The sequence below is a fragment of the Curtobacterium sp. NPDC098951 genome (genome assembly GCF_044759965.1).
Taxonomy (GTDB): Bacteria; Actinomycetota; Actinomycetes; order Actinomycetales; family Microbacteriaceae; genus Curtobacterium.
In genome coordinates this window covers 110,375-131,112 of sequence record NZ_JBIWAG010000007.1, presented here as the reverse complement: position 1 = coordinate 131,112, position 20,738 = coordinate 110,375, and the positions used below count along the sequence as shown (strand labels likewise).

22 protein-coding genes are annotated in these 20,738 nt (G+C 72.0%); 8 read left to right on the top strand and 14 right to left on the bottom strand.

Annotated features, from left to right (window positions below):
• Window positions 1–140: 140 nt before the first annotated feature.
• The 3 genes from ACIQUC_RS16875 to ACIQUC_RS16865 form a co-directional block, all read right to left on the bottom strand.
• Complete coding sequence (locus ACIQUC_RS16875) at window positions 141–548, bottom strand: VOC family protein (protein WP_402269311.1); 408 nt, start codon at window positions 546–548, stop codon at window positions 141–143.
• A gap of 183 nt (window positions 549–731) precedes the next feature.
• The gene (locus ACIQUC_RS16870) at window positions 732–1,058 is read right to left on the bottom strand and encodes a hypothetical protein (protein ID WP_022908241.1); all 327 of its coding nucleotides are present in this window, start codon (window positions 1,056–1,058) and stop codon (window positions 732–734) included.
• A gap of 30 nt (window positions 1,059–1,088) precedes the next feature.
• Window positions 1,089–2,759 (bottom strand): sodium:solute symporter family protein, encoded by a 1,671-nt coding sequence (locus tag ACIQUC_RS16865; RefSeq protein WP_022908242.1) that lies wholly within the window; start codon window positions 2,757–2,759, stop codon window positions 1,089–1,091.
• Between the two features lie 137 nt (window positions 2,760–2,896).
• Between ACIQUC_RS16865 and aroQ the strand changes: the two genes are divergently transcribed.
• Entirely contained in the window at window positions 2,897–3,340 is a 444-nt protein-coding gene (aroQ, locus tag ACIQUC_RS16860; RefSeq protein ID WP_402269197.1) for a type II 3-dehydroquinate dehydratase, read from the top strand.
• 235 nt (window positions 3,341–3,575) lie between these two features.
• Here aroQ and ACIQUC_RS16855 read toward each other — a convergent pair whose 3' ends face one another.
• Window positions 3,576–4,172, bottom strand: coding sequence for an NAD(P)H-dependent oxidoreductase (locus ACIQUC_RS16855; protein WP_031263125.1), 597 nt, complete (start codon window positions 4,170–4,172; stop codon window positions 3,576–3,578).
• Window positions 4,173–4,260: 88 nt separating this feature from the next.
• Between ACIQUC_RS16855 and ACIQUC_RS16850 the strand changes: the two genes are divergently transcribed.
• The gene (locus ACIQUC_RS16850) at window positions 4,261–4,722 is read left to right on the top strand and encodes an MSMEG_6728 family protein (RefSeq protein ID WP_402269195.1); all 462 of its coding nucleotides are present in this window, start codon (window positions 4,261–4,263) and stop codon (window positions 4,720–4,722) included.
• A gap of 21 nt (window positions 4,723–4,743) precedes the next feature.
• Here ACIQUC_RS16850 and ACIQUC_RS16845 read toward each other — a convergent pair whose 3' ends face one another.
• The 7 genes from ACIQUC_RS16845 to ACIQUC_RS16815 all read right to left on the bottom strand — a co-directional run bounded on the left by ACIQUC_RS16845 (window position 4,744) and on the right by ACIQUC_RS16815 (window position 11,364).
• On the bottom strand, window positions 4,744–5,034 hold the full coding sequence (locus ACIQUC_RS16845; RefSeq protein WP_022908246.1) for a hypothetical protein: 291 nt from the start codon (window positions 5,032–5,034) through the stop codon (window positions 4,744–4,746).
• Between the two features lie 281 nt (window positions 5,035–5,315).
• Window positions 5,316–5,582, bottom strand: a complete 267-nt coding sequence (locus tag ACIQUC_RS16840) for a hypothetical protein (RefSeq protein WP_402269193.1) — start codon at window positions 5,580–5,582, stop codon at window positions 5,316–5,318.
• 90 nt (window positions 5,583–5,672) lie between these two features.
• Window positions 5,673–6,812, bottom strand: coding sequence for a cysteine desulfurase family protein (locus ACIQUC_RS16835; RefSeq protein WP_402269191.1), 1,140 nt, complete (start codon window positions 6,810–6,812; stop codon window positions 5,673–5,675).
• A 1-nt stretch (window position 6,813) separates the two neighbouring features.
• Window positions 6,814–7,704, bottom strand: a complete 891-nt coding sequence (gene nadC, locus ACIQUC_RS16830; RefSeq protein ID WP_402269189.1) for a carboxylating nicotinate-nucleotide diphosphorylase — start codon at window positions 7,702–7,704, stop codon at window positions 6,814–6,816.
• A complete protein-coding gene (nadB, locus tag ACIQUC_RS16825; RefSeq protein WP_402269187.1) occupies window positions 7,701–9,320 on the bottom strand; it encodes an L-aspartate oxidase in 1,620 nt (539 codons plus the stop codon). Before nadB ends, nadC begins: the two co-directional genes overlap by 4 nt.
• Before the next feature lie 57 nt (window positions 9,321–9,377).
• Complete coding sequence (nadA, locus tag ACIQUC_RS16820; protein ID WP_402269185.1) at window positions 9,378–10,649, bottom strand: quinolinate synthase NadA; 1,272 nt, start codon at window positions 10,647–10,649, stop codon at window positions 9,378–9,380.
• A 16-nt stretch (window positions 10,650–10,665) separates the two neighbouring features.
• The gene (locus ACIQUC_RS16815; RefSeq protein WP_402269183.1) at window positions 10,666–11,364 is read right to left on the bottom strand and encodes an NrtR DNA-binding winged helix domain-containing protein; all 699 of its coding nucleotides are present in this window, start codon (window positions 11,362–11,364) and stop codon (window positions 10,666–10,668) included.
• 122 nt (window positions 11,365–11,486) lie between these two features.
• On the opposite strand from ACIQUC_RS16815, the gene ACIQUC_RS16810 reads away from it, so the two are divergent.
• The 3 genes from ACIQUC_RS16810 (at window position 11,487) to ACIQUC_RS16800 (ending at window position 14,701) form a co-directional block, all read left to right on the top strand.
• Window positions 11,487–11,750, top strand: coding sequence for an acylphosphatase (locus ACIQUC_RS16810; protein WP_083858049.1), 264 nt, complete (start codon window positions 11,487–11,489; stop codon window positions 11,748–11,750).
• A 181-nt stretch (window positions 11,751–11,931) separates the two neighbouring features.
• Entirely contained in the window at window positions 11,932–13,410 is a 1,479-nt protein-coding gene (locus tag ACIQUC_RS16805; protein ID WP_402269181.1) for an MDR family MFS transporter, read from the top strand.
• A gap of 43 nt (window positions 13,411–13,453) precedes the next feature.
• On the top strand, window positions 13,454–14,701 hold the full coding sequence (locus tag ACIQUC_RS16800; RefSeq protein ID WP_402269179.1) for a D-arabinono-1,4-lactone oxidase: 1,248 nt from the start codon (window positions 13,454–13,456) through the stop codon (window positions 14,699–14,701).
• A gap of 79 nt (window positions 14,702–14,780) precedes the next feature.
• Here the strand turns inward: ACIQUC_RS16800 and ACIQUC_RS16795 are convergent, their stop codons facing one another.
• A complete protein-coding gene (locus tag ACIQUC_RS16795) occupies window positions 14,781–15,272 on the bottom strand; it encodes a 2'-5' RNA ligase family protein (protein ID WP_402269178.1) in 492 nt (163 codons plus the stop codon).
• Between the two features lie 153 nt (window positions 15,273–15,425).
• Between ACIQUC_RS16795 and ACIQUC_RS16790 the strand changes: the two genes are divergently transcribed.
• The 3 genes from ACIQUC_RS16790 to ACIQUC_RS16780 are packed head-to-tail and all read left to right on the top strand — an operon-like array spanning window position 15,426 to window position 18,084.
• Window positions 15,426–16,376: a MetQ/NlpA family ABC transporter substrate-binding protein gene (locus tag ACIQUC_RS16790; protein WP_402269176.1), complete on the top strand. Its 951-nt coding sequence runs from the start codon at window positions 15,426–15,428 to the stop codon at window positions 16,374–16,376.
• Window positions 16,376–17,416, top strand: coding sequence for a methionine ABC transporter ATP-binding protein (locus ACIQUC_RS16785; protein ID WP_402269174.1), 1,041 nt, complete (start codon window positions 16,376–16,378; stop codon window positions 17,414–17,416). Before ACIQUC_RS16790 ends, ACIQUC_RS16785 begins: the two co-directional genes overlap by 1 nt.
• A complete protein-coding gene (locus ACIQUC_RS16780; protein ID WP_022908266.1) occupies window positions 17,413–18,084 on the top strand; it encodes a methionine ABC transporter permease in 672 nt (223 codons plus the stop codon). The genes ACIQUC_RS16785 and ACIQUC_RS16780 overlap by 4 nt, the downstream gene beginning before the upstream one ends.
• Before the next feature lie 220 nt (window positions 18,085–18,304).
• On the opposite strand, the gene ACIQUC_RS16775 is transcribed toward ACIQUC_RS16780, so the two are convergent.
• The gene (locus ACIQUC_RS16775; RefSeq protein WP_022908267.1) at window positions 18,305–19,081 is read right to left on the bottom strand and encodes an endonuclease/exonuclease/phosphatase family protein; all 777 of its coding nucleotides are present in this window, start codon (window positions 19,079–19,081) and stop codon (window positions 18,305–18,307) included.
• Between the two features lie 222 nt (window positions 19,082–19,303).
• Window positions 19,304–20,710, bottom strand: coding sequence for an MFS transporter (locus ACIQUC_RS16770; protein ID WP_022908268.1), 1,407 nt, complete (start codon window positions 20,708–20,710; stop codon window positions 19,304–19,306).
• Window positions 20,711–20,738 lie beyond the last annotated feature (28 nt).

The following is a 20,738-nucleotide window of genomic DNA, read 5'->3' as shown; positions in this document are numbered from 1 at the left end:
CGCACCCGCGCCGCGCCGCGCCCGACCCCAGCGCACCCCACACCCGACCGAGCGCCCCCCACACCCCCCCCCCCCCCCCCCCCCCCCCCCCCCCCCCCCCCCCCCCCCCCACCCCCCCCCCCCCCCCCCCCCCCCCCCGGTCATGCGGCGGGCGGGCCGTCCTCGGCCGCCTGCTGGTCCATCCACACGTACTCCCAGCGGTGGCCGTCGGGGTCGAGGAAGCTCCGCTGGTACATGAAGCCGAGGTCCATCTCGGGGCGGTCCTCGGTCCCGCCGGCGCCGACCGCCGCGTCGACGATCCGGTGCACCTCGTCCTTCGAGGGGGCGCTCAGCGAGTTGATCACCTCGATCGTGTCCGCGTCGGCGATGGCCTTCGTGGTGAACTCGGCGAACTTCGGGTGGGTGAGCACCATGACGCAGATCGTGTCGCTCACCACGACGCACGCCGCGGTGTCGTCGCTGAACGCGGGGTTGATCGAGTAGCCGAGGGCCTCGTAGAACGCCTTCGATCGTTCGAGGTCGGCGACGGGCAGGTTGATGAAGACCATCGTGTCCACGGGAGATCCTTTCGTCCTGCCCAACCTGGCGCGCGCGGAGCCGGAGCGCAACCGTTCCACCGGCGAAGCAACCGGTCCGTGCGTCCCGGATCCACGCCGACCGCATGCGAGACGGACGGGAGGCGCGGTGCCAGCCGGCACCGCGCCTCCCGTCCGTCGATCAGCGCAGCCTGGTCAGTGGTCGCGGCCTTCGCCGGCGGCCTTCTGGTCCGCCTCCGCCTCGGCCTGGCCGATGATGTCCTCCGCCGGGACCGGGGCCAGCCGGTCCCAGAGGAAGAAGAGCAGCCCGCCGACGAGCATCGACAGTCCGACCCAGAGGTTGATGTGGATGCCGCCGGTCTTCTGCGGGTCGGTGTCCCAGTGGACGATGCCGACGATCGTGGTGATGACGCCGTAGACGACGAACAGGCCGCCGAGGATCCTGCGCAGGTCGAGTCGACGGGTGGAACGGACGAGGGCTGCCTTCTGCTCCTCGGTCATGGCGGTGGTGGTGTCGCTCATGGGAGATCTCCTTCGCGGGTCAGCGCGGGCCTAGAGGAACGGGAGGTAGAGGACGACGCACAGGATCAGTGCGACGGTGCCGAGCAGTGCCGGGGACCGGTACCAGGCCGTGTCGGTCGCGACGGAGTCGCCGTGCAGGTCGATCTTGCCGACGCCGTACACGAGTCCTCCGAGTTCCCGCTCGTCCTTCGGCTTCGTCAGCATGGACACGACGAACCCGACGACCAGCACGGTGACGAACGAGATGATCGCGCCGTAGAGGGTCTCGGCGGTCGCGGTGGCGAACAGGTCCGGGTTGACGAGGTACGCGATCCACGTGACGGTCGGCGCCACGATGCCGAGGACGTACCCCCACAACGCACCGGCGGTCGTCATCCGCTTCCAGAGCAGGCCGAGGATGAACACGGCGAACAGCGGCGCGTTGAAGAACGAGAACAGGGTCTGCATGTAGGTCATGATGTTCGACGCCTGCGCGGCGATGAACGCGGTCGCGATGCCGACCAGGACGCCGACGACGGTCACCCAGCGACCGGTCTTCAGGTAGTGCACGTCGGGCATGTTCGGCTTGATGTAGCGCTGCCAGATGTCGTACGTGAAGACGGTGTTGAACGACGACACGTTCGCCGCCATGCCGGCCATGAAGCTGGCGAGGAGGCCGGTGACCGCGACGCCGAGCACGCCCGTGGGCAGGTACATCTGGATGAGCTTCGGGATGGCGTCGTTGTAGTCGAGCGCGCCCGAGGCGAACTGGTTGCCGACGACCGCGGCGGCGATGAGGCCCGGGATCACGACGATGGCCGGGATGAAGAGCTTCGGGATCGCCGCGATGAGCGGGGTGCGACGGGCGGCGGACATGTTCTTCGCCGAGAACGCGCGCTGCACCTCGGTGAAGTTCGTCGTCCAGTAGCCGAAGCCGAGGACGAACCCGAGGCCGAGCACGATCGCGAGCCAGTTCGCACCGATCGGGTTGGTCACGTCGCCGAAGCCGGTGCCGGCCCACGCCTGCAGGTGCTGCACGCCCTGGGTCTCGGTGATGGCCTTCGACAGGCCGTCCCAGCCGCCGACGCGGTGCAGGCCGACGATCGTCAGCGGGATGAGCCCGGCGATGATCACGAAGAACTGCATGACCTCGTTGTAGATGGCGCTCGAGAGCCCGCCGAGGGTGATGTAGACGAGCACGAAGCCCGCGGACACGATGATCGCGAGCCACTCCGGCCAGCCGAGCATCGCCTCGATGACGATGGCCATCGCGTACAGGTTGATGCCGGCGATGAGCACGTTCGACACCGCGAACGCGATCGAGTTCACCAGGTGCGGGGCCTTGCCGAAGCGGCGGAGCATGAACTCCGGCACCGAGCGGACCTTCGACCCGTAGTAGAACGGCATCATCACGAGCCCGAGGAACACCATCGCGGGCACGGCGCCGACCAGGTAGTAGTGCAGGGTCGCCATGCCGATCTGGGCACCGTTGGCGGCCATGCCGAGGATCTCGGTCGCACCGAGGTTCGCGGACACGAACGCGAGGCCCGTGATCCACGCCGGCATCGAGCGCCCCGAGAGGAAGAAGTCCATGCTCGTCCGGACCTGCCGGCGGGCGGTGAACCCGATGCCGATGACCACCGCGAAGTACACGATGATCATCAGGTAGTCGACCCAGCCCAGATCGAGCCGGATCCCGTTGTTCGCTGCAGCGAGAACCATTCACACTCCACGTCGATGTGTTGCGATCGACAACTCTGCCGATCCGGACGGGAACGTTACACCGCTTTGTGACCGTTCACATAGCCGAGGCATGCATCCGCGCGCGTGGTGACCTCGGCCCTCGGTAGGCTCGCCGCATGACCGAGCAGTCGCGCATCCTCGTCCTCAACGGCCCGAACCTGGACATCCTCGGTCGGCGCGACCCGGACCAGTACGGCACGGTGACGCTCGCCGAGATCGAGGCGATCGTGCACACCGAGGCCGCGGTGCACGGGCTCGAGGCGGACTTCCGGCAGACGAACCGCGAGGGCGAGCTGGTCGAGTGGCTGCACGAGGCGCTCGACGACTTCGCCGCCGTCGTCATCAACCCGGCCGGCTACGCGCACACCTCGGTCGCGCTGCACGACGCGGTCGAGGCGCTGTCGGTCCCGGTGGTCGAGGTGCACCTGTCGAACACGTGGAAGCGCGAGCCGTTCCGGCACGTCGACCACGTCGCGACGGCTGCGACGGCCGTCATCGCCGGGGCCGGGGCCGACGGGTACCGCCTGGCGGTCGCGCACGTCGCGTCGCTCGTCGGCTGAGTCGGGTCCAGGAGGCGCGGGTCGGGCCCGCACCGCGCCTCCCGTCCCACGCACGGCCGCGTCCGTGCCCGGTACCCCGCGCCTGACACCCGGGCGCCCGGCGCCCGGCGCCCGCTTCTTCCCAGAACGCGCGCGATGGAACGTCGTTCCGGGCGTACTCGGTCGGAACGTTCGACCAGGTACGCCCGAATCGACCCGGTACGCCCGAATCGATCCACTACGCCCGGACGGGGCGCTAGAAGTCGGCGGGGCGCCGGACGTCGGTCGTGGCGGCGGTGGCGAAGCCCCCGCGGATGAGCGGCAGCGCCCGCTGGACAGCCTGGTCGATGCGGAGCTCGAGGTCGACGTTCGCGATGTCGTAGCCGCCGTCGCGCTTGGTGAAGTCGCGCTCGTTGCCGAAGACGCCGATGGGCAGCGTGGTCGACTGGAAGAAGCCGAACAGCGGGCGCATCTGGTGCTCGACGAGCAGGGCGTGCCGATCGCTCCCCCCGGTCGCGGTGAGCAGCACCGGGGTGTCGACGAGGTCGTACTGCCCGATCCAGTCGAAGAAGAGCTTGAACGCGCCCGAGTAGGCGGCGCGGAACGCCGGGCTGCCGACGACGAGGACGTCCGCCGCCTCGACGGTCTCGAGTGCGCGGCGGGTGCGGTCCGACATCGCCTCGCGGGACGGCGAGGCACCGAGGTCGGCGAGCAGCGGCCCGATCTCGATCGTCTCGGTGCGGGCGTCGTCGATCTCCTGCCCGAGGCGCGCCACCGTCGCCGCCACCAGGGTGGACGTCCGCGAGGGGTCCGAGGGGCTGCCACTGACGCCGACGACGAGTTCTCCGCTCATGGGGTCGATGCTCACACGACCGCGGTCCCGGCGGTCGGCGTGTGACGGCATGTGTCGGGTTCCAGGGGCGCCGCGTACCGTCCGCGCCATGCAGACGTTCCTGCCGTACCCGGACTTCCGCGCTTCGGCCGAGGCCCTCGACGACCGGCGCCTCGGCAAGCAGCGCGTCGAGACGCTGCAGGTCATGCGGGCAGTGACGCTGCCGGACTACGGCTGGCAGCACCACCCCGTCACGGCGATGTGGCGGGGCTACCGACCGGCACTCATGGCGTACCAGCGGGCCACCTGCGACGTCTGGACCGAGCGCGGACACGCCGACACGTGCCTTGCGAAGACCCTCGCGGACCTCGCGCTCGTCCCCGCGGACCTGGCGGCGTACGAGCGGGACGAGTACCCGGTGCCGCCGTGGAACGCTGACCCCGCCGTCCACCGCTCGCACCGGTCGAAGCTCGTGCAGAAGGCGCCGGAGCACTACCGACCGCTGTTCCCGGACGTGCCGGACGACCTCGACTACGTGTGGCCGGGGACGGTCGCGCCGGTCACGCGATGACGACGAGCCTCCCAGCGCTCCTCAGGCGATCGGGGTCCAGCGACCGCCGTCACGACGGGTGACGACGACGGAGCGCACCTCAGCCGTCGTGCGCAGACCGGTCGCGGTGTGCTCCGCGACGGCCTCGGCGACGTCGTCGGACGGCGCCTCGAACCGGACGACGGCGCACGGGACACCGCGCAGTAGCCGGACGTCGCGGGCCTCGACCACCACGAGCTCGGCGACGAGCCCGGCGGCGGTCGGCAGCACGGCATCAGGGGCGGTGTCGGCCGCGAGCGCACCGACGGCGAGGGTCACGCGGTACGAGGGCACGGGCCCACGCTAGCGCGCGCCGCCGCTGCCGCCGCTGCCGCCGCGCACGAGCGTTCGGGCGCTCGTGCGCGTTGGCGCGGCGCACCCGGACCCGCCGTGGGCACAGGGGTTCCGGGCGTCGCACAGGGGAAGCGACGCCCGTGCCCACGACGGGTCACAGGTGCTGCGGAGCACGACGGATCAGGGGGTGTCGTGCCCCGCGCCGGACCGAGGTCAGGGGGCCTGGTCCGGCTCGTCGCACCGTGGCGTCCGCAGGGGGTCGGACGCGACGGTGCTGGTCCTCAAGGGTGTTCGGTGTCCTCTCGGTACCGGTCTGTCTCGGTCGGTGCGGGCATCGACCGTCGGGCCGCGGCGGGGCGGACCATGGGGAGCAGGCTGCTCCCGAGGGTCGCGAGGGCTCCGACGACGGCGATGAGCCCGAGCGGGGCGGTGCCGAGGTCGTGCTGCGCGGCCAGGACGAGCGCCACGACGGTCGCAGGTGCAGGGAGGAGCTGGACCGCCCGGAAGTGGTCCTCCTGCCGGACCCGAGTCGTCATCGCGTTTGCCATGTGAACACTCTGACGCACTTCGTCGGTCCGCAAAAGGGGGGACACGACCCCACTCATGGAGTAGAACGTCTAGTACACCACTGATGGGGCTCAAGCAAGCGCGCGGACCGTCCCGACCGCGGCCGCGACGGCGTCGACGACCACCGGGACGTCCGCCGTGGTGAGACCGGCGTCGAACGTCAGGCGCAACGCCGTCCGGGCGACCTCGTCGGACAGGCCGAGCGCCGTCAGCACGTGCGAGGTCTCGGTGCTGCCGGCCGCGCACGCGCTCCCCGACGACGACACGACGTCGCGCTCCTCGAGCTCGAGCAGGACCGTCTCGCCGTTCACCCCGGGGAAGCAGAACGAGGCGTGCCCTGGCAGCCGTGACGTCCGCGACCCGGTGACGAACGCACCGGGGACCGACCGGAGCACGCCGTCGAGCACGGCGTCCCGGGTGGTGGTCGCGGTCCGGGCCGCGTCGTCCCGGGTCGCGGCGACGAGCGCCGTGGCCGTGGCGACGCCGACGGCTCCCGCGACGTCCTCGGTGCCGGACCGCCTCCCCCGCTCCTGCCCGCCGCCGTGCAGCAGCGGTTCGAGCGGCACGCCGGACCGGACGGCGAGCACCCCGGTGCCCTTCGGCGCGCCGAGCTTGTGGCCCGAGACGGACACCGCGTCGACGCCGAGCACGTCGAGTCCGACGGGCAGCCACGGCGCCGACTGGACCGCGTCGGTGTGGAACCGCGCCCCGACGCCGTGCGCGACCTCGGCGAGCGCCGGCACGTCCTGCACGGTACCGATCTCGTTGTCGGCGTGCGCGATCGAGACGAGGGTGGTGTCCGGACGGAGCCCCGCCCGGAGGACGTCCGGCGTGACGACGCCCTCGCGGTCCACGGGCAGGACGGTGACGTCGAACCCGTGGAAGCGCTCGAGGTACCGGCAGCTCTCGAGCACCGCCTCGTGCTCGATCGCACTGGTGACGACGTGGCGTCCGCGCGGGTCGGCGAGCGCGATGCCCTTCACCGCGGTGTTCGCGCCCTCGGTGCCCCCGGTGGTGAACACGACGTCGGCCGGGCGGCACCCGAGGACCGCGGCGACCGTCGCCCGGGCGTCGGCGAGGCCACGTGCGGCGGCGTCGCCCACCGCGTGCGTGGACGACGGGTTGCCGAACGTCCCGGTCAGGTACGGCCACATCGCCTCGAGCACCTCGCGGCGGACCGGCGTCGTGGCCGCTCGGTCCAGGTAGAACACCTCAGACGCCGGCGGTCGCGGCGACGGACACGTCGATGTCGAGGCCGAGGTCGAGCGCGCGTGCCGAGTGGGTGAGCGCGCCCACCGAGATGACGTCGACCCCGGTGGCGGCGATGGCGGCGACCGTGTCGAGGGAGACCCCGCCGGAGGCCTCGACGAGGGCGCGCCCGGCGACGACGGCGATCCCGTCCCGGAGCTGGTCGGTCGTGAAGTTGTCGAGCATGATCGTGTCGACGCCGGCCGCGACGACGGGTTCGATCTGGTCGATCCGGTCCACCTCGACCTCGAGGTGGACGGTGTGGCCGAGCCGTTCGCGCGCCGTGGCGATCGCGTCCTGGATGCCGATGCCGCCGGCGAGCAGCACCGCGAGGTGGTTGTCCTTCGCGAGCACCGCGTCGGACAGCGACGTCCGGTGGTTGTGGCCGCCGCCGCACCGTACGGCGTAGCGCTCGAGCGCCCGCAGGCCCGGCGTGGTCTTCCGGGTGTCCACGATCCGGGCGCGAGTGCCGGCGACGGCCGCCACGAAGGTCGCCGTCGCGGTCGCGATGCCGGACATCCGCTGCGCGAGGTTCAGCGCGACGCGCTCGGCCCGGAGGACCGACCGCGCGGGCCCGGTCACCGTCGCGAGGACGTCCCCGGCGGCGAAGCGGCTGCCGTCCGGCGCGTGCAGCACCGCGTCGATCGTGGGGTCGACGGCGTGCATCACCTGGACGAACACGTCACCGCCGCTCAGGACGCCGGGCTCCCGCGCGGCGAGGGTCGCCGTCGCGGTGGCGTCCGCTGGGATGAGCGTCTCGCTCGTGACGTCGCCCCAGGGGGCGTCCTCCTCGAGCGCGGTGTCGATGACGCGCCGGAGGGCGTGCGGCGGGATCGTGCCGGGGTCGACGGTCATGCGGGTACCTCCTGCGGGACGGCTGCGTGCTGGGCGACCCACGCGCGGGACGCGGGGGCTGCGGGGTCGGTGTCGGGGTGGTCGGTGCGGGCGTGGGCGCCGCGGGACTCGGTCCGGGCCTCGGCGGCGACGGTGGTGATGCGGGCGAGGTCGAGGAGCGCCCGGTCCTCGAGGTCACGGACGCCGGTCGGTGCCGGGGCGACGAGGGCGGCCAGGTCCGCTCGCGCGCTCGCGAGACCGGTCGCGTCGCGGAGGAGCCCCACCCGGTCCGTCATGACGGACTGCACCGCCTGCCGGAGGGAGGTGCCGTCGGTCGGACGAGCCGCGCCTCCTGGCCGGGCCGGACGGGAGGCGCGGCTCGCCTCGACCGCACCGGTCACGCTGGTGACGGGGAGCGTCGCGTCGCCGCGGAGGCGGAGTCGGTCTGGTCGCGGGACGGCGAGCGCGTCCGCTGCGCGGACCGCGAAGACGAGGCCCTCGAGCAGGGAGTTCGAGGCGAGACGGTTCGCGCCGTGGACACCCGTGCAGGCGACCTCGCCGATCGCGAACAGGCCCGGCAGGCTCGTCCGTCCCTCGGCGTCGGTGACGATCCCGCCCATCGCGTAGTGGGCGGCGGGGGCGACCGGGACGCCCTCGCGGGTCCAGTCGAACCCGGCCGACCGGGTGGCGCGGGTGAGCCCGGGGAAGCGTCGGACGAGGAACGCGGGGTCGAGGCCGGTCGCGTCGAGGAGCACGGGCTCGCTGCCCTGCTCCCGGAGGGCGGCCGCGATGCCCCGGGCGACGACGTCGCGGGGGGCGAGCTCGGCGTCGGGATGGACGTCCGCCATGAAGCGGCGCCCGCGGGCATCGCGGAGCACGGCCCCCTCGCCGCGGACCGCCTCGGACACGAGCCCGCCGCCCGCGACCGCGAGCCGGGTCGGGTGGAACTGCACGAACTCCAGGTCGGCCAGGACCGCACCGGCACGCCAGGCGGCCGCCTGTCCGTCGCCCGTCGCGACGAGCGGGTTCGTCGTCTCGCGGTAGAGGTGCCCGGCGCCGCCGGAGGCGAGCACGACGGCGTCGGCGTCGATCCGCCGCGGTTCGCCGAGCAGGTCGAGGACGTCGACCCCGACGACCGCGCCGTCGCGGACGACGAGGTCGGCGAGGCAGGTCCGTTCGAGGATCGTGACGTGTCGGCGGTGCAGGGCGCCGACGAGGGTCGCCTCGATGGCCGCGCCGGTCGCGTCGCCGTCGGCGTGCACGACGCGCCACCGACCGTGCGCGGCCTCGCGCCCGCGGGCGAGGTCGTCGCCGTACTTGTCGAGGCTCGCCGGGTCAGCGGTGCGGTCGAACGGCACCCCGAGGGCGAGCAGATCCCGCACCCGCGCGGGACCGTCCGTGCAGAGCACCTCGACCGCTCGGACGTCGGCGCTGCCCGCGGCGGCCACGTGCGTGTCGGCGATGTGGAGCGCGGCGGAGTCGTCGGCGCCGAGCGCCACCGCGACACCGCCCTGGGCGTACGCCGTCGCCCCGTCGGCGAGCGTCCCCTTCGTCACCAGGGTGACGTCGTGGCGGGCGCTCGCACGGATCGCTGCGGTGAGTCCGGCGATGCCGGAGCCGACGATGACGACGTGCACGGGTGCTTCCTCGCTTCTCCAGGCTCGGGGTTCAGGCTCGGGGTTCAGGCTCGGGGTTCAGGCTCGCGGCTTCGCGGCGAGCATGCGCTCGAGGGCGACCTTGGCGTCGGCCTGGACGTCAGCCGGCACGACGATCTCGTTGAGGACCTCGCCGTCGACGAGCGCCTCGAGCACCCACGCCAGGTAGCCCGGGTGGATCCGGTACATCGTCGAGCAGGGGCAGACGACCGGGTCGAGGCAGAAGATCGTGTGCTGCGGGTACTCGGCGGCGAGCCGGTTCACCATGTTGATCTCGGTGCCGATCGCGAAGGTGGTCGGCTCGGTGGCGGCGGCGACGGTCTTCCGGATGAGGTCGGTGCTGCCGGCGTGGTCGGCGGCGTCGACGACGGTCATCGGGCACTCGGGGTGCACGATCACCTGGACGCCCGGGTGCTCGCGGCGCGCCTGGTCGATCTGGTCGACGGTGAAGCGGCGGTGCACCGAGCAGAAGCCGTGCCACAGCACGACCCTGGCGTCCTGCAGGGTCTGGGCGTCGTTACCACCGAGGGGCTTCCGGGGGTTCCACATCGGCATCAGGTCGGTGCTGATGCCCATCGCCTTGGCGGTGTTCCGGCCGAGGTGCTGGTCGGGGAAGAACAGGACGCGCTGCCCGCGCTCGAACGCCCATTCGAGCACGGTGGCCGCGTTCGATGAGGTGCACACGATCCCGCCGTGCCGCCCGCAGAACGCCTTGAGGTCCGCGGCGGAGTTCATGTACGTGACGGGGATGACCGGCACCCGGCCGTCGGCATCGGGCTCGGTGCCGTAGACCTGCTCGAGTTCCGCCCAGGCCGCCTCGACGCTGTCGATGTCGGCCATGTCCGCCATCGAGCATCCCGCGGCGAGGTTCGGCAGGATCACGCGCTGGTCGTCGCGGGCGAGGATGTCCGCCGTCTCGGCCATGAAGTGCACGCCGCAGAACACGATGGCCTCGGCGTCGGGCTTCGTCAGCGCGGCGTTCGCGAGCTGGAACGAGTCACCGAGGAAGTCCGCGTGCCGCACGACCTCGTCGCGCTGGTAGAAGTGCCCGAGCACCACGACCCGGTCGCCGAGGGTCGCCTTCGCGCGCTCGATGCGCTCGTGCAGCTCGTCGACCGGCGCGTTCCGGTACTCGTCCGGGATGACGCCCTGCCGGGGCGCGGAGGTCGGGATGACGTCGGACATCGACGACCCGGGTCCGTACCCGGGTCGGGCGTCGAAGTCCCACGTCGGCATCGCGAGGTCGGGCGTGCAGGTGCTGCCGGCGGCCTGACCGTTGGAGATCAGTTCGATGGTGGTGGCGATGGACACGGGCGTTCCTTCGGTTCTACGGCTTCTTGCCCTGCTGCAGCGGGCCGTTGTCCGCGTAGGCCAGGTCGGGGTTCGAGCGGTACAGCCGAGCCGGACGGTGCCGACCCCCGCTCGTGGTCTCGTCCGTCGGCAGGATCGCGTCGGTCTTCTCGACCTGACGACGGAAGTTCGCGGGGTCGAGCGCACGCCCGAGCACCGCCTCGTACACCCCGCGGAGCTCGGCGAGGGTGAACCGGTCCCCCAGGAACGCCTGCGCGATCCGGGAGTACGACATCTTGTTGCGGAGGCGCCAGAGCGCGTACTCGGCGATGCGGTCGTGGTCGAACGCGAGCGGCGGGTGCTCGTCGGCGAGGAACCACCGCACGTTCCAGTCGTCCGGCACCGTGCTCGCCTCGTCCGGGTGGACGAGGGCCCAGTAGACGATCGACACGACGCGGCTCGGTGAGCGGTCGACGTCGCCGAAGGCGTAGAGCTGCTCGAGGTAGCGCGGCTGGACGTTCGTGGTCTCGCGGAGGCGGGCGGCGGCGGAGTCCTCGAGCCCCTCGTCCGGCCGGACCCACCCGCCGGGGAGCGCCCATGATCCCTCGTACGGCTCGGCCACCCGGCGCACGAGCGGCATCCAGAGCGCCGGGGCCCCGGTGTCCGGGTGCGGGCGCAGCGCGACGATCACGGTCGAGACCGCGACGCGGATGGGGAGCTCGGCAGATAGTGTCATGATGACTCGAAGTGTTCGGGTTGCGATGACACTATCACCGGGTTTCACGAGACGGAAACAGCCACGAAAACTCCTGGTCGGACCGCGCGCCTACATTGAGCCGCATGACTACGGTGACGAGGATGCACGCCGTCGTGTCGGGGACGGTCCAGGGGGTCGGTTTCCGGTACTGGACCGCGCGGAAGGCCGACGGACTCGAACTCGCCGGGTACGCCCGGAACCTGTTCGACGGCACGGTCGAGGTCGAGGCGGAGGGGCCGGCGCCCGCGGTCGACGCGCTGATGACGTTCATCCGGACCGGGCCGCCGTCCGCCGAGGTGACCGACGTGTCCTGCCGCCCGGTGGTGCCGCACGGCGACGTGGAGGGCTTCGCGATCCTGCACTGATCCTCGCGGGACCGCGGCGCGTGGGAGCGGGACCGCGGCGCGTCGGAGCGGGACCGCGGCGCGCGCCCGGCGGCGCGGATGTCGGACGGAAGCGGAATAATCGAATCCACTCAGGCGGTTGCCCTGTCTGCGCTCGTCGCGCCCCCTCGTCCCACCAGTCGTGATCCACCAGGAGCCCCGCATGACCCAGGCCGTCGATTCCGCACCCCGCACCGGGAGCGTCGCGCAGCCCTCCTCCGGCGAGACCCGACTCGTGATCGGGCTGCTGCTGGTCTCGGCGTTCGTCGTGATCCTCAACGAGACGATCATGGGCGTCGCCCTGCCGCGGCTCATGGACGACCTCGACATCAGCGCCGCGACCGGGCAGTGGCTCACCACCGGGTTCCTGCTCACGATGGCGGTCGTCATCCCGATCACCGGGTTCCTGCTGCAGCGCTTCAACACCCGGCCGGTGTTCGTCTGGGCGATGAGCCTGTTCTCCGCCGGCACCCTGATCGCGCTGCTCGCGCCGGGCTTCTCGATGCTGCTCCTCGGCCGCATCGTGCAGGCCAGCGGCACCGCGATCATGATGCCGCTGCTCATGACGACGGTGCTCACGCTCATCGAGCCCGCGCACCGCGGCCGCGTGATGGGCAACATCTCGATCGTCATCTCCGTCGCCCCGGCGATCGGCCCGACGATCTCGGGCCTCATCCTCAACGCCTTCTCGTGGCGGTGGCTCTTCGGCTTCGTGCTGCCGATCGCGCTCGCCGCGCTGGTGCTCGGCATGGTCAAGGTCCGCAACGTCTCGACGCCCCGGAAGGCGCCGCTCGACGTGCTCTCGGTCGTGCTGTCCGCCTTCGCGTTCGGCGGGATCGTCTACGGCCTGTCGAGCATCGGCGAGGCCGGCTCGACCGGTCCGCTCGTGCCGGTCGCGTCGCTCGTGGTCGGTGCCGTCGCCCTCGCCCTGTTCGTCGTCCGGCAGACCCGCCTGCAGCGCGCCGACCGGGCACTGCTCGACCTCCGCACGTTCCGGACGAAGGGCTTCACGATCCCGATCGTCGCGATGGGCCTCAGCTTCATGGCGATGTTCGGCACCCTGATCCTGCTGCCGATCTACCTCGAGCGGGTCCTCGGGCTCGACGTGCTGAACGTCGGCCTGCTCCTGCTGCCCGGCGGGCTCATCATGGGGCTGCTGTCCCCGGTCGTCGGGCGCATCTACGACCGCCGCGGCCCGCGGGTGCTCCTCATCCCGGGCGCGATCATCGTCAGCGCCGTCCTCTGGGGGCTCTCGACGGTGGGCGTGGACACCAGCGTGTGGTTCGTCCTCGGCGCCCACGTCGTCCTGAGCATCGGGCTCGCGCTCACCTTCACGCCGCTGTTCACCGCAGCGCTCGGCGGCCTGCCCCCGAAGCTCTACTCGCACGGCAGCGCGGTCCTCGGCACGGCGCAACAGCTCGCCGGAGCGGCCGGGACGGCCCTGTTCGTCACCCTGCTCACCATCGGCGCCTCGGGTGCCGCGGCGGGCAGCGGCGCCGCCGGCCTCGCCGAGGCGACGGCGTCCGGCGTCCGGACGGCGTTCCTCGTCGGCGCGGTGATCTCGCTGTTCGGGATCGCGATGTGCTCCCTCGTGCGGCGACCGGCCACCCCGGACGGCGCCCCGGCACCGTCGATGCACTGACGGTTCCCGCCTCCGCCAGGCGGCGCGTGGCATCGTGGGCGACATGCGGTCGACGACGAGCGAGCTGAACTGGTCCGGCACGGTCACCTACACGGCCGAACGGGTCCTCCGTCCGTCGTCGATCGACGAGGCCGCCGAGATCGTCGCCCGCTCTCCCCGGGTGCACGGTCTCGGCACCCGGCACTCGTTCAACGACGCGCCGGACGCGCCCGGTGTGCTGCTCGACCTCACCGGCATCCCGGTCGACCTCGAGGTCGACGCGGGGCGGCGGACGGTCACGATGGGTGCCGGGACGCGCTACGGCGTCGTCGCGCCCGAGATCGACCGCGCCGGGTTCGCCCTGCACAACACGGGGTCGCTCCCCCACATCTCGATCGCCGGCGCGATCGCGACCGGCACCCACGGGTCCGGCACCGCCCTCGGCTCGCTCAGCACCGCGGTCCGGTCGTTCGAGGTGCTCGGACCCGACGGCGCGGCACGGACGATCGACCGCGACGACCCGACGTTCGACGGCGCCGTGCTCCACCTCGGCCTGCTCGGTGTCCTCACCCGCGTCACCCTCGACGTCCAGCCGACGTACCGGATGCGCCAGGACACCTACGGCCCGATCCCCTGGGACACCTTCACGGCCCACGTCGCCGAGGTCCACGCCGCCGCGACCTCGGTCTGCTCGTACACGGTGTTCGGCGACGCGGTGACCGAGGTGCTGCTGAAGTCCCGCGTCCCCGACGGCGAGGACGACGTGGCCGTCCCGGACGACCTGTTCGGCGTGCCCCGGCTGCCCGGTTCGCCCGGCGACGGACACCACACCGCCCGGGACGGCTCGGTCGGGCCGTGGTGGGACCGGCTGCCGCACTTCCCGATCGACTCCGTGCCGAGCCACGGCTCCGAGGTGCAGAGCGAGCACTTCGTCCCGCTCCGGTACGCCGGCGCCGCACTCGACGCCGTCCGGACCATGGCCGACCGCATCCAGCCGCACCTGCACGTGTGCGAGATCCGCACGATGGCGGCGGACCCGTTCTGGCTCAGCCCGACCCAGGGCGAGGATGTGCTCTGCATCGCGTTCACCTGGCAGAAGCACCCCGCCGAGGTCGCCCGGCTGCTGCCCGACCTCGAGGCGCTGCTCGCACCGTTCGACGGCCGCCCGCACTGGGGGAAGATGAGCTCGCTCGACGGCGCCGCGATCGCGCCGCTGTACCCGCGCCTGCCGGACTTCCGCGACCTCGTCCGGGCCGCGGACCCCGACCGGACGTTCGCATCCGCGTTCGGCGAGCGGATCCTGGGGACCTGACCCGCGCCTCCAGGCCGTCCGCCGTCCGCGGTCCGCCCTCCGCCGTCCGCCGTCCGCCGTCCGCGGGTGGGTCGCCACCTCACCCGATCGGCGTGACGGTCCTGGACGCGCCGTCCCAGTGCCGGACCCCACCGATCACCAGCTCCTCCGGCAGCGGCGCGTCGCGGAGGGCGGCGACCGCGGCCGCGACGTCGCCGTCCCGGACGCGCCGCGCGAACGTCAGGTGCGGCGACCAGGCGCCGGGTGCGGTGGTGCCCGTGGCGCCGGGAGCGGCCCGGTGGACGGCCTCGTGGAAGGCGGCGAGCGCACCATCGACGACGACCGCCCGCGCGAGCACGCTCCGGCCCGTGCCTGCGGGGAAGAGCAGGACCCCACCGAGGCGGAGCCGCGACGGCACCGGCACGTCGAACGCGTCGGGGACCGCCAGTTCGTCGCCGGCGGCCAGCGTCACGTGCGGGCTGTTCGTGTCCGAGCGACCGAGGCTCGGCAGGTCCGCGTCGACGAGCGCCTGCCACGCCGCACGCACGGCGGCGTCCGACGACGGTCCGAGGACGAGTTCGAGGCTGCGCACCCTCCGAGTGAACCAGCGAGCCGTGTGACACGGATGTAACACGGCGGAACGCAACTCGCACCCGCTGGACCGGCCCGTCACACTCGACTGCACGCCGCGGACCACCGCGGCGTCCCCACAGCACTGCCAGCACCGCCCACGAGGAGCCCCGCCATGTCCGCAGCACCCGCACTCCCCGAGAAGCCGAAGGGCAAGCGCCCGATCGGCTGGATCGTCGCCGCCGCGGTGGTCGTCGTCGCGATCGTCGTCGCCCTCATCGTCGGGGCCGTCCGCTCCGGTGGCTCCGACAGCGGCGCCGCGGCCGGTGGATCGCCGAAGACCGTCACGATCGGCGTCGCGGACAAGTCGCTCTCGTACTGGGACACCTACACGAAGCTCGCGAAGTCGAAGCTCAACGTGACGGTCAAGCTGACGAACTTCTCGGACTACTCGCTGCCGAACCCGGCGCTCAAGGACGAGCAGCTGGACATCAACCAGTTCCAGCACATCCAGTACCTCGCCGACTACAACGTCACCTCGGACGACGACCTGCAGCCGATCGGCTCGACGGCCGTCTACCCGCTGCCGCTCTACGCGACGAAGTACGACGACGTCGCCGCGCTGCCGTCGGACGCCAAGGTCGCGATCCCGGACGACGCGATCAACCAGGCGCGGGCGCTCCTCATCCTGCAGTCCGCGAAGCTCGTCACCCTGAAGGACGGCGGCTCGCCCTTCTCGACCACCACCGACATCGAGTCGTCGAAGGTCGACGTCCAGCCGCTGAACGCCTCGCAGACCGCGAACGCCCTGCAGCAGGGCTCGGTCGCGGCCGCCGTGGTGAACAACAACTACGCCACCGCCGCCGGCCTGCCGATCTCCGACGCGATCTACCAGGACGACCCGTCGAGCGCGAGTGCGGCGCCGTACGTCAACGTCTTCGCGGTGCGGAACGCCGACAAGGACAACCAGACCTACCTCGATCTCGCGAAGCTCTTCCAGGACGAGTCGGTGCAGAAGGTCTTCAAGAAGGACCTGCCCGAGGCCGTCAGCCGCGACGAGAGCGCCGCGAGCCTGCAGGCCGAGCTCGCGAAGGTCGAGCAGGACGCGAAGGCGGCCAAGCAGTAGTGCCGGTCCTCGTCGAACTCCGCGGCGTCTCGAAGCACTACCGCCGCGCCGACACCGGCGAGACCGTGGTGGCCGTCGAGGACGTCTCCCTGGACGTGCACCAGGGAGAGGTCCTCGGCGTCATCGGGTACTCCGGTGCCGGCAAGTCCACCCTGGTCCGGCTGGTGAACGCGCTCGAACTGCCGTCGTCGGGCTCCGTCACGGTCGCCGGGCAGGAGCTCACCGCCCTGCCGGAGCGTGACCGCCGACAGGCCCGCCGGAAGATCGGCATGATCTTCCAGCAGTTCAACCTGTTCCGGTCCCGCACCATCGCCGGCAACGTCGCCTACCCGCTCAAGGTCGCGGGTGTCGCGAAGGAGGAGCGGAACCGCCGGGTCGCCGAGCTCCTCGACTTCGTCGGGCTCCTCGACCGCGCGTACGCCTACCCCGAGCAGCTCTCCGGCGGACAGAAGCAGCGCGTCGGGATCGCCCGGGCGCTCGCGGCCTCCCCCGATCTGCTGCTCGCCGACGAGGCGACCAGCGCGCTCGACCCCGAGACCACGTCCGAGGTGCTCGGGCTGCTCCGCCGGGTGAACCGGGAGCTCGGCGTCACCATCATCGTCATCACGCACGAGATGGACGCCGTCCGACAGATCGCCGACCGGGTCGCCGTCATGGAGCAGGGTCGCGTCGTCGAGGTCGGTGACGTGTACGACGTGTTCGCGGACCCGCAGACCGGAGCGGCCCAGCGGTTCGTCCGCACCGCCCTGCACGACCGGCCCTCCGCCGAGACGATCACGCGGCTGCGCGAGCGTCACCCCGGTCGGCTCGTCACGGTGCAGATCACCGACGAGGCCGGGCTGCAGAACCGCATCGACCAGGTCTTCCGGTCCGCCGGTGTGACCGCCGAGCTCGTCTACGGCGGGGTCGGAGAGATCCGGGAGCGCCGGATCGGGTCGCTGACCTACGAGTTGAGCGCGGCCGGTCCTGGTGCGGTCGACGAGGCCGTCGCAGCCCTGCGCTCCGCGGGCATCACCACCGACGAGGAGGGCGCAGCGTGAACAACTCCTTCCAGAGCGTGATCGACACGTTCGACGTCTTCGTCGCGTCGATCCGCGACACGATCGTGATGTCCCTGGTGTCGCTCGTCATCGCGGGCGTCATTGGCCTCGCGCTCGGGCTCGCCCTGTACGCCACCCGCCCGGGCAACCTGCTCGGCAGCCGGACGGCGTACACGATCCTCAACGTGGTCGTGAACCTCGTCCGTCCGATCCCGTTCGTCATCTTCCTCGCCGCGATCGCCCCGCTGTCACGCGTCGTCGTGCAGACCACGATCGGCGTCCCCGCGGTGACGTTCGCGATCTCGCTCGCGGCGTCGTTCGCGGTGTCCCGGATCGTCGAGCAGAACCTGCTCGCGGTCGACCCCGGCGTCGTCGAGGCGGCGCGGGCCTCCGGCGCGCACCCGCTGTCGATCCTGCTGACGGTGCTCATCCCCGAGGGGCTCGGCCCGCTCATCCTCGGCTACACGTTCATCTACATCGGCATCGTCGACATGACGGCGCAGGGTGCGTTGATCGGCGGGGGTGGTCTCGGCGAGTACGCGATCACGTACGGGTCGCAGCGGTACGACTGGTGGATCGTGTACGTGTCGGTGGCGGCGATCGTCGTCATCGTCCAGCTCGGCCAGTTCATCGGCAACCGGCTGGCGCGGGCGACGCTGCGCCGCTGACGCGCGCAGGGCGCCCGGAAGGCGACCGCCTGGAGGCGCGGTGCCGGTCCACGAGACCGGCACCGCGCCTCCTGTGCGTGCGTGCGTCGTGGACGCCGGCCGAGGTCGCACGTTCTGCCCCCTCCGCGTCGCGCGCGCGGCAGTCCGTGCGACGTCGGCACTCCACGCACGGCGTGGTGTGCGACCTCGGCAACCCGCGCGCGGCGCGGCGCCCGCTGGGTCAGGCGGCCGGGGACTCCACGGTCGCGACGGTGCCGGTCGCGCCCGGGTGCTCGTAGTGCGCACGCACGAGGATCGGCCGGTGGTCGGAGATGCCCGCGGGCAGGGTCTCGACGCCGGCGATGTGCAGCCCGACGCTCGTGGCGAAGTCGAAGTGTCCCGTGAACTTGCGGTAGCGCAGGTACGTCGGCTGGTCCGAGAGGGACAGCGCGAAGCCGTGCTGCTCGATCTTCCGGCGCAGGTTCGTCTGGAACCACGGGTAGTTGAAGTCGCCGACCATGATCGCCGGAGCGTCGTCCGACAGGTCGCGGACGAACTGGTGCGCGGCCTCGATCTGCTTGCGGCGCAGGGAGTTCGTCGCCGTCAGGGGCGAGGCGTGGAAGGACGCGACGATGACCTCGGCGTCGACCTCCTTGTCGCGCAGGTGCATCGCGATGAGCCGCTCGTGCGCGGGCGCGAGGACCCGGTCGTGCAGCGACTTCTGCAGGGAGTGGATGCTGAAGTCCTCGACCTCGAACCGGTCGTCGCGCTTGTAGATCGCGAGGCCGAGCCGGTTCGCCTTGGTCGACGCGGCGAGGGAGAGCCCGGCGATCGACGGGGCGAGGTCGTTGCTGTCGCACTCCTGCACGCAGATGACGTCGGCCTGGGACGCCTCGGCCAGGGAGGCGAGTTCGCCGTTGGCGGTGTGCTCGCGGAGGTTGTAGCTGACGACGCGCAACCCGGTCGGTTCCACTGCCGTCTCGGCGGTGATCGTTCCCTGCTGCTCTGGCGCGGCCATGCTGCCTTCCTGTTCCGGGCGGTTCGGGGCGCCCTGCCGCGGCAACCGTACTCGGCCATCGCGGACTGTTGCTGAGACTGTAGCGCGGCCCCGGTTTCGTGCGTGTGACCGCGGGGAAAACGGACGATGCGTCGTCGGCTCGTCGGCTCGTCGGCTCGTCGGCTCGTCGGCTCGTCGGCTCCTCGGCTCGTCGGTCGACGCCGGATGCGCGGGTCCCGGCCGTCAGACCCGCACCCGGCGAGCGGGTCGGACGGTCTCGCCGGCCGTCCGGCTCATCACCACGCCCTCGAGGCAGGCCACGGCGAGCAGCGCGGCGATGACCCAGAACGCGGCGTCGTAAGGCCCGGACCCGCCGAGGCCCGACGCGGCCCGGATGACCACGGCACCGACGGCGACCCCGAACCCGGCGGCGGTCTGCTGCAGCGTCGACGAGAGCGTGTTCGCCGGGGTCATGTCCGCCTGCTCGACGTCGGCGAACGCGATGGTGTTGTAGGCCGTGAAGCCGACCGACCGCGCCGCGCCGCTCACGACGAGCAGCGCCGCGAGGAGCCAGAACGGGGTGTCCTCGGTCATGAACACCATCGCGACGACGCTCAGCGCCGCCACCGCGCTCGACACGACGATGACCGGCCGGTACCCGAACCAGCGGAGGAACGGCGTCGTCATGGGCTTGATGCCGAGGTTCCCGACGAAGACCCAGAGCACGGCGGACCCGGCGAGCACGGCGCTCCACCCCCAGGCGTCCTGGAACAGCAGCGGGAGCACGAACGGCACGGCGGAGACGGCCAGGCGGAACAGGCTGCCACCGGCGTGCGACACCCGGAAGGTCTCGAGCCGGAACGAGTCGAGTCCCATGATCGGGTGCGGCGCCCGGCGGAAGTGCCGGACCGCCAGCCAGCAGCACGCCGCCCCGACGACGCCCGACACGACGACCGCGAGCACCGGCACGCGGTCGAGCGCGAGCAGGGACGCCATCACGACGAGCGAGCCGAGCCCGAAGCAGGCGAGCAACGACCCGAGCCAGTCGAACGGGACGCGCTCGGACGCCCGCTCCTGCGGGACGAGCACGAGTGCGGCGACGAACGCGACGACCCCGAGCGGGATGTTGATGAGGAAGATCCAGTGCCACGTCAGGGTGTCGACGAGCACCCCGCCCACGAACGGCGCGATGATCGGCGCGGCGAGGGCGGGCCAGGTCAGGATCGCGATGGCCGTCACGAGCTGTTCGCGGCCGGCGCTCCGCAGGACGACGAGCCGTCCGACGGGGACCATGAGCGCACCGCCGAGGCCCTGCACGATGCGCCAGATCGTCAGGTCGACGAGTCCGGTGGAGAGGGCGCACAGGCCCGAGGCCACGGTGAACAGGACGATCGCCCCGGCGAACACCGTCCGCGAGCCGATCCGGTCGGTCAACCAGCCGCTCACCGGGATGAACACCGCGAGGGTGACGAGGTACGCCGTGATCGCGACGCCGACGGCGGCGGAGTCGACACCGAGGTCCCGTCCCATCGCCGGCGCGGCGGTCGCGAGGATCGTGCCGTCCAGGAGCTCCATGAAGAAGGTCCCGGCGACGAGCACGGCCACGGCCGTGCTCCCCCGTCGTCGTGTCGTCATCGTCGTCGTCGTCATGGCACGTCAAAGGCTATGCCCGATCGGT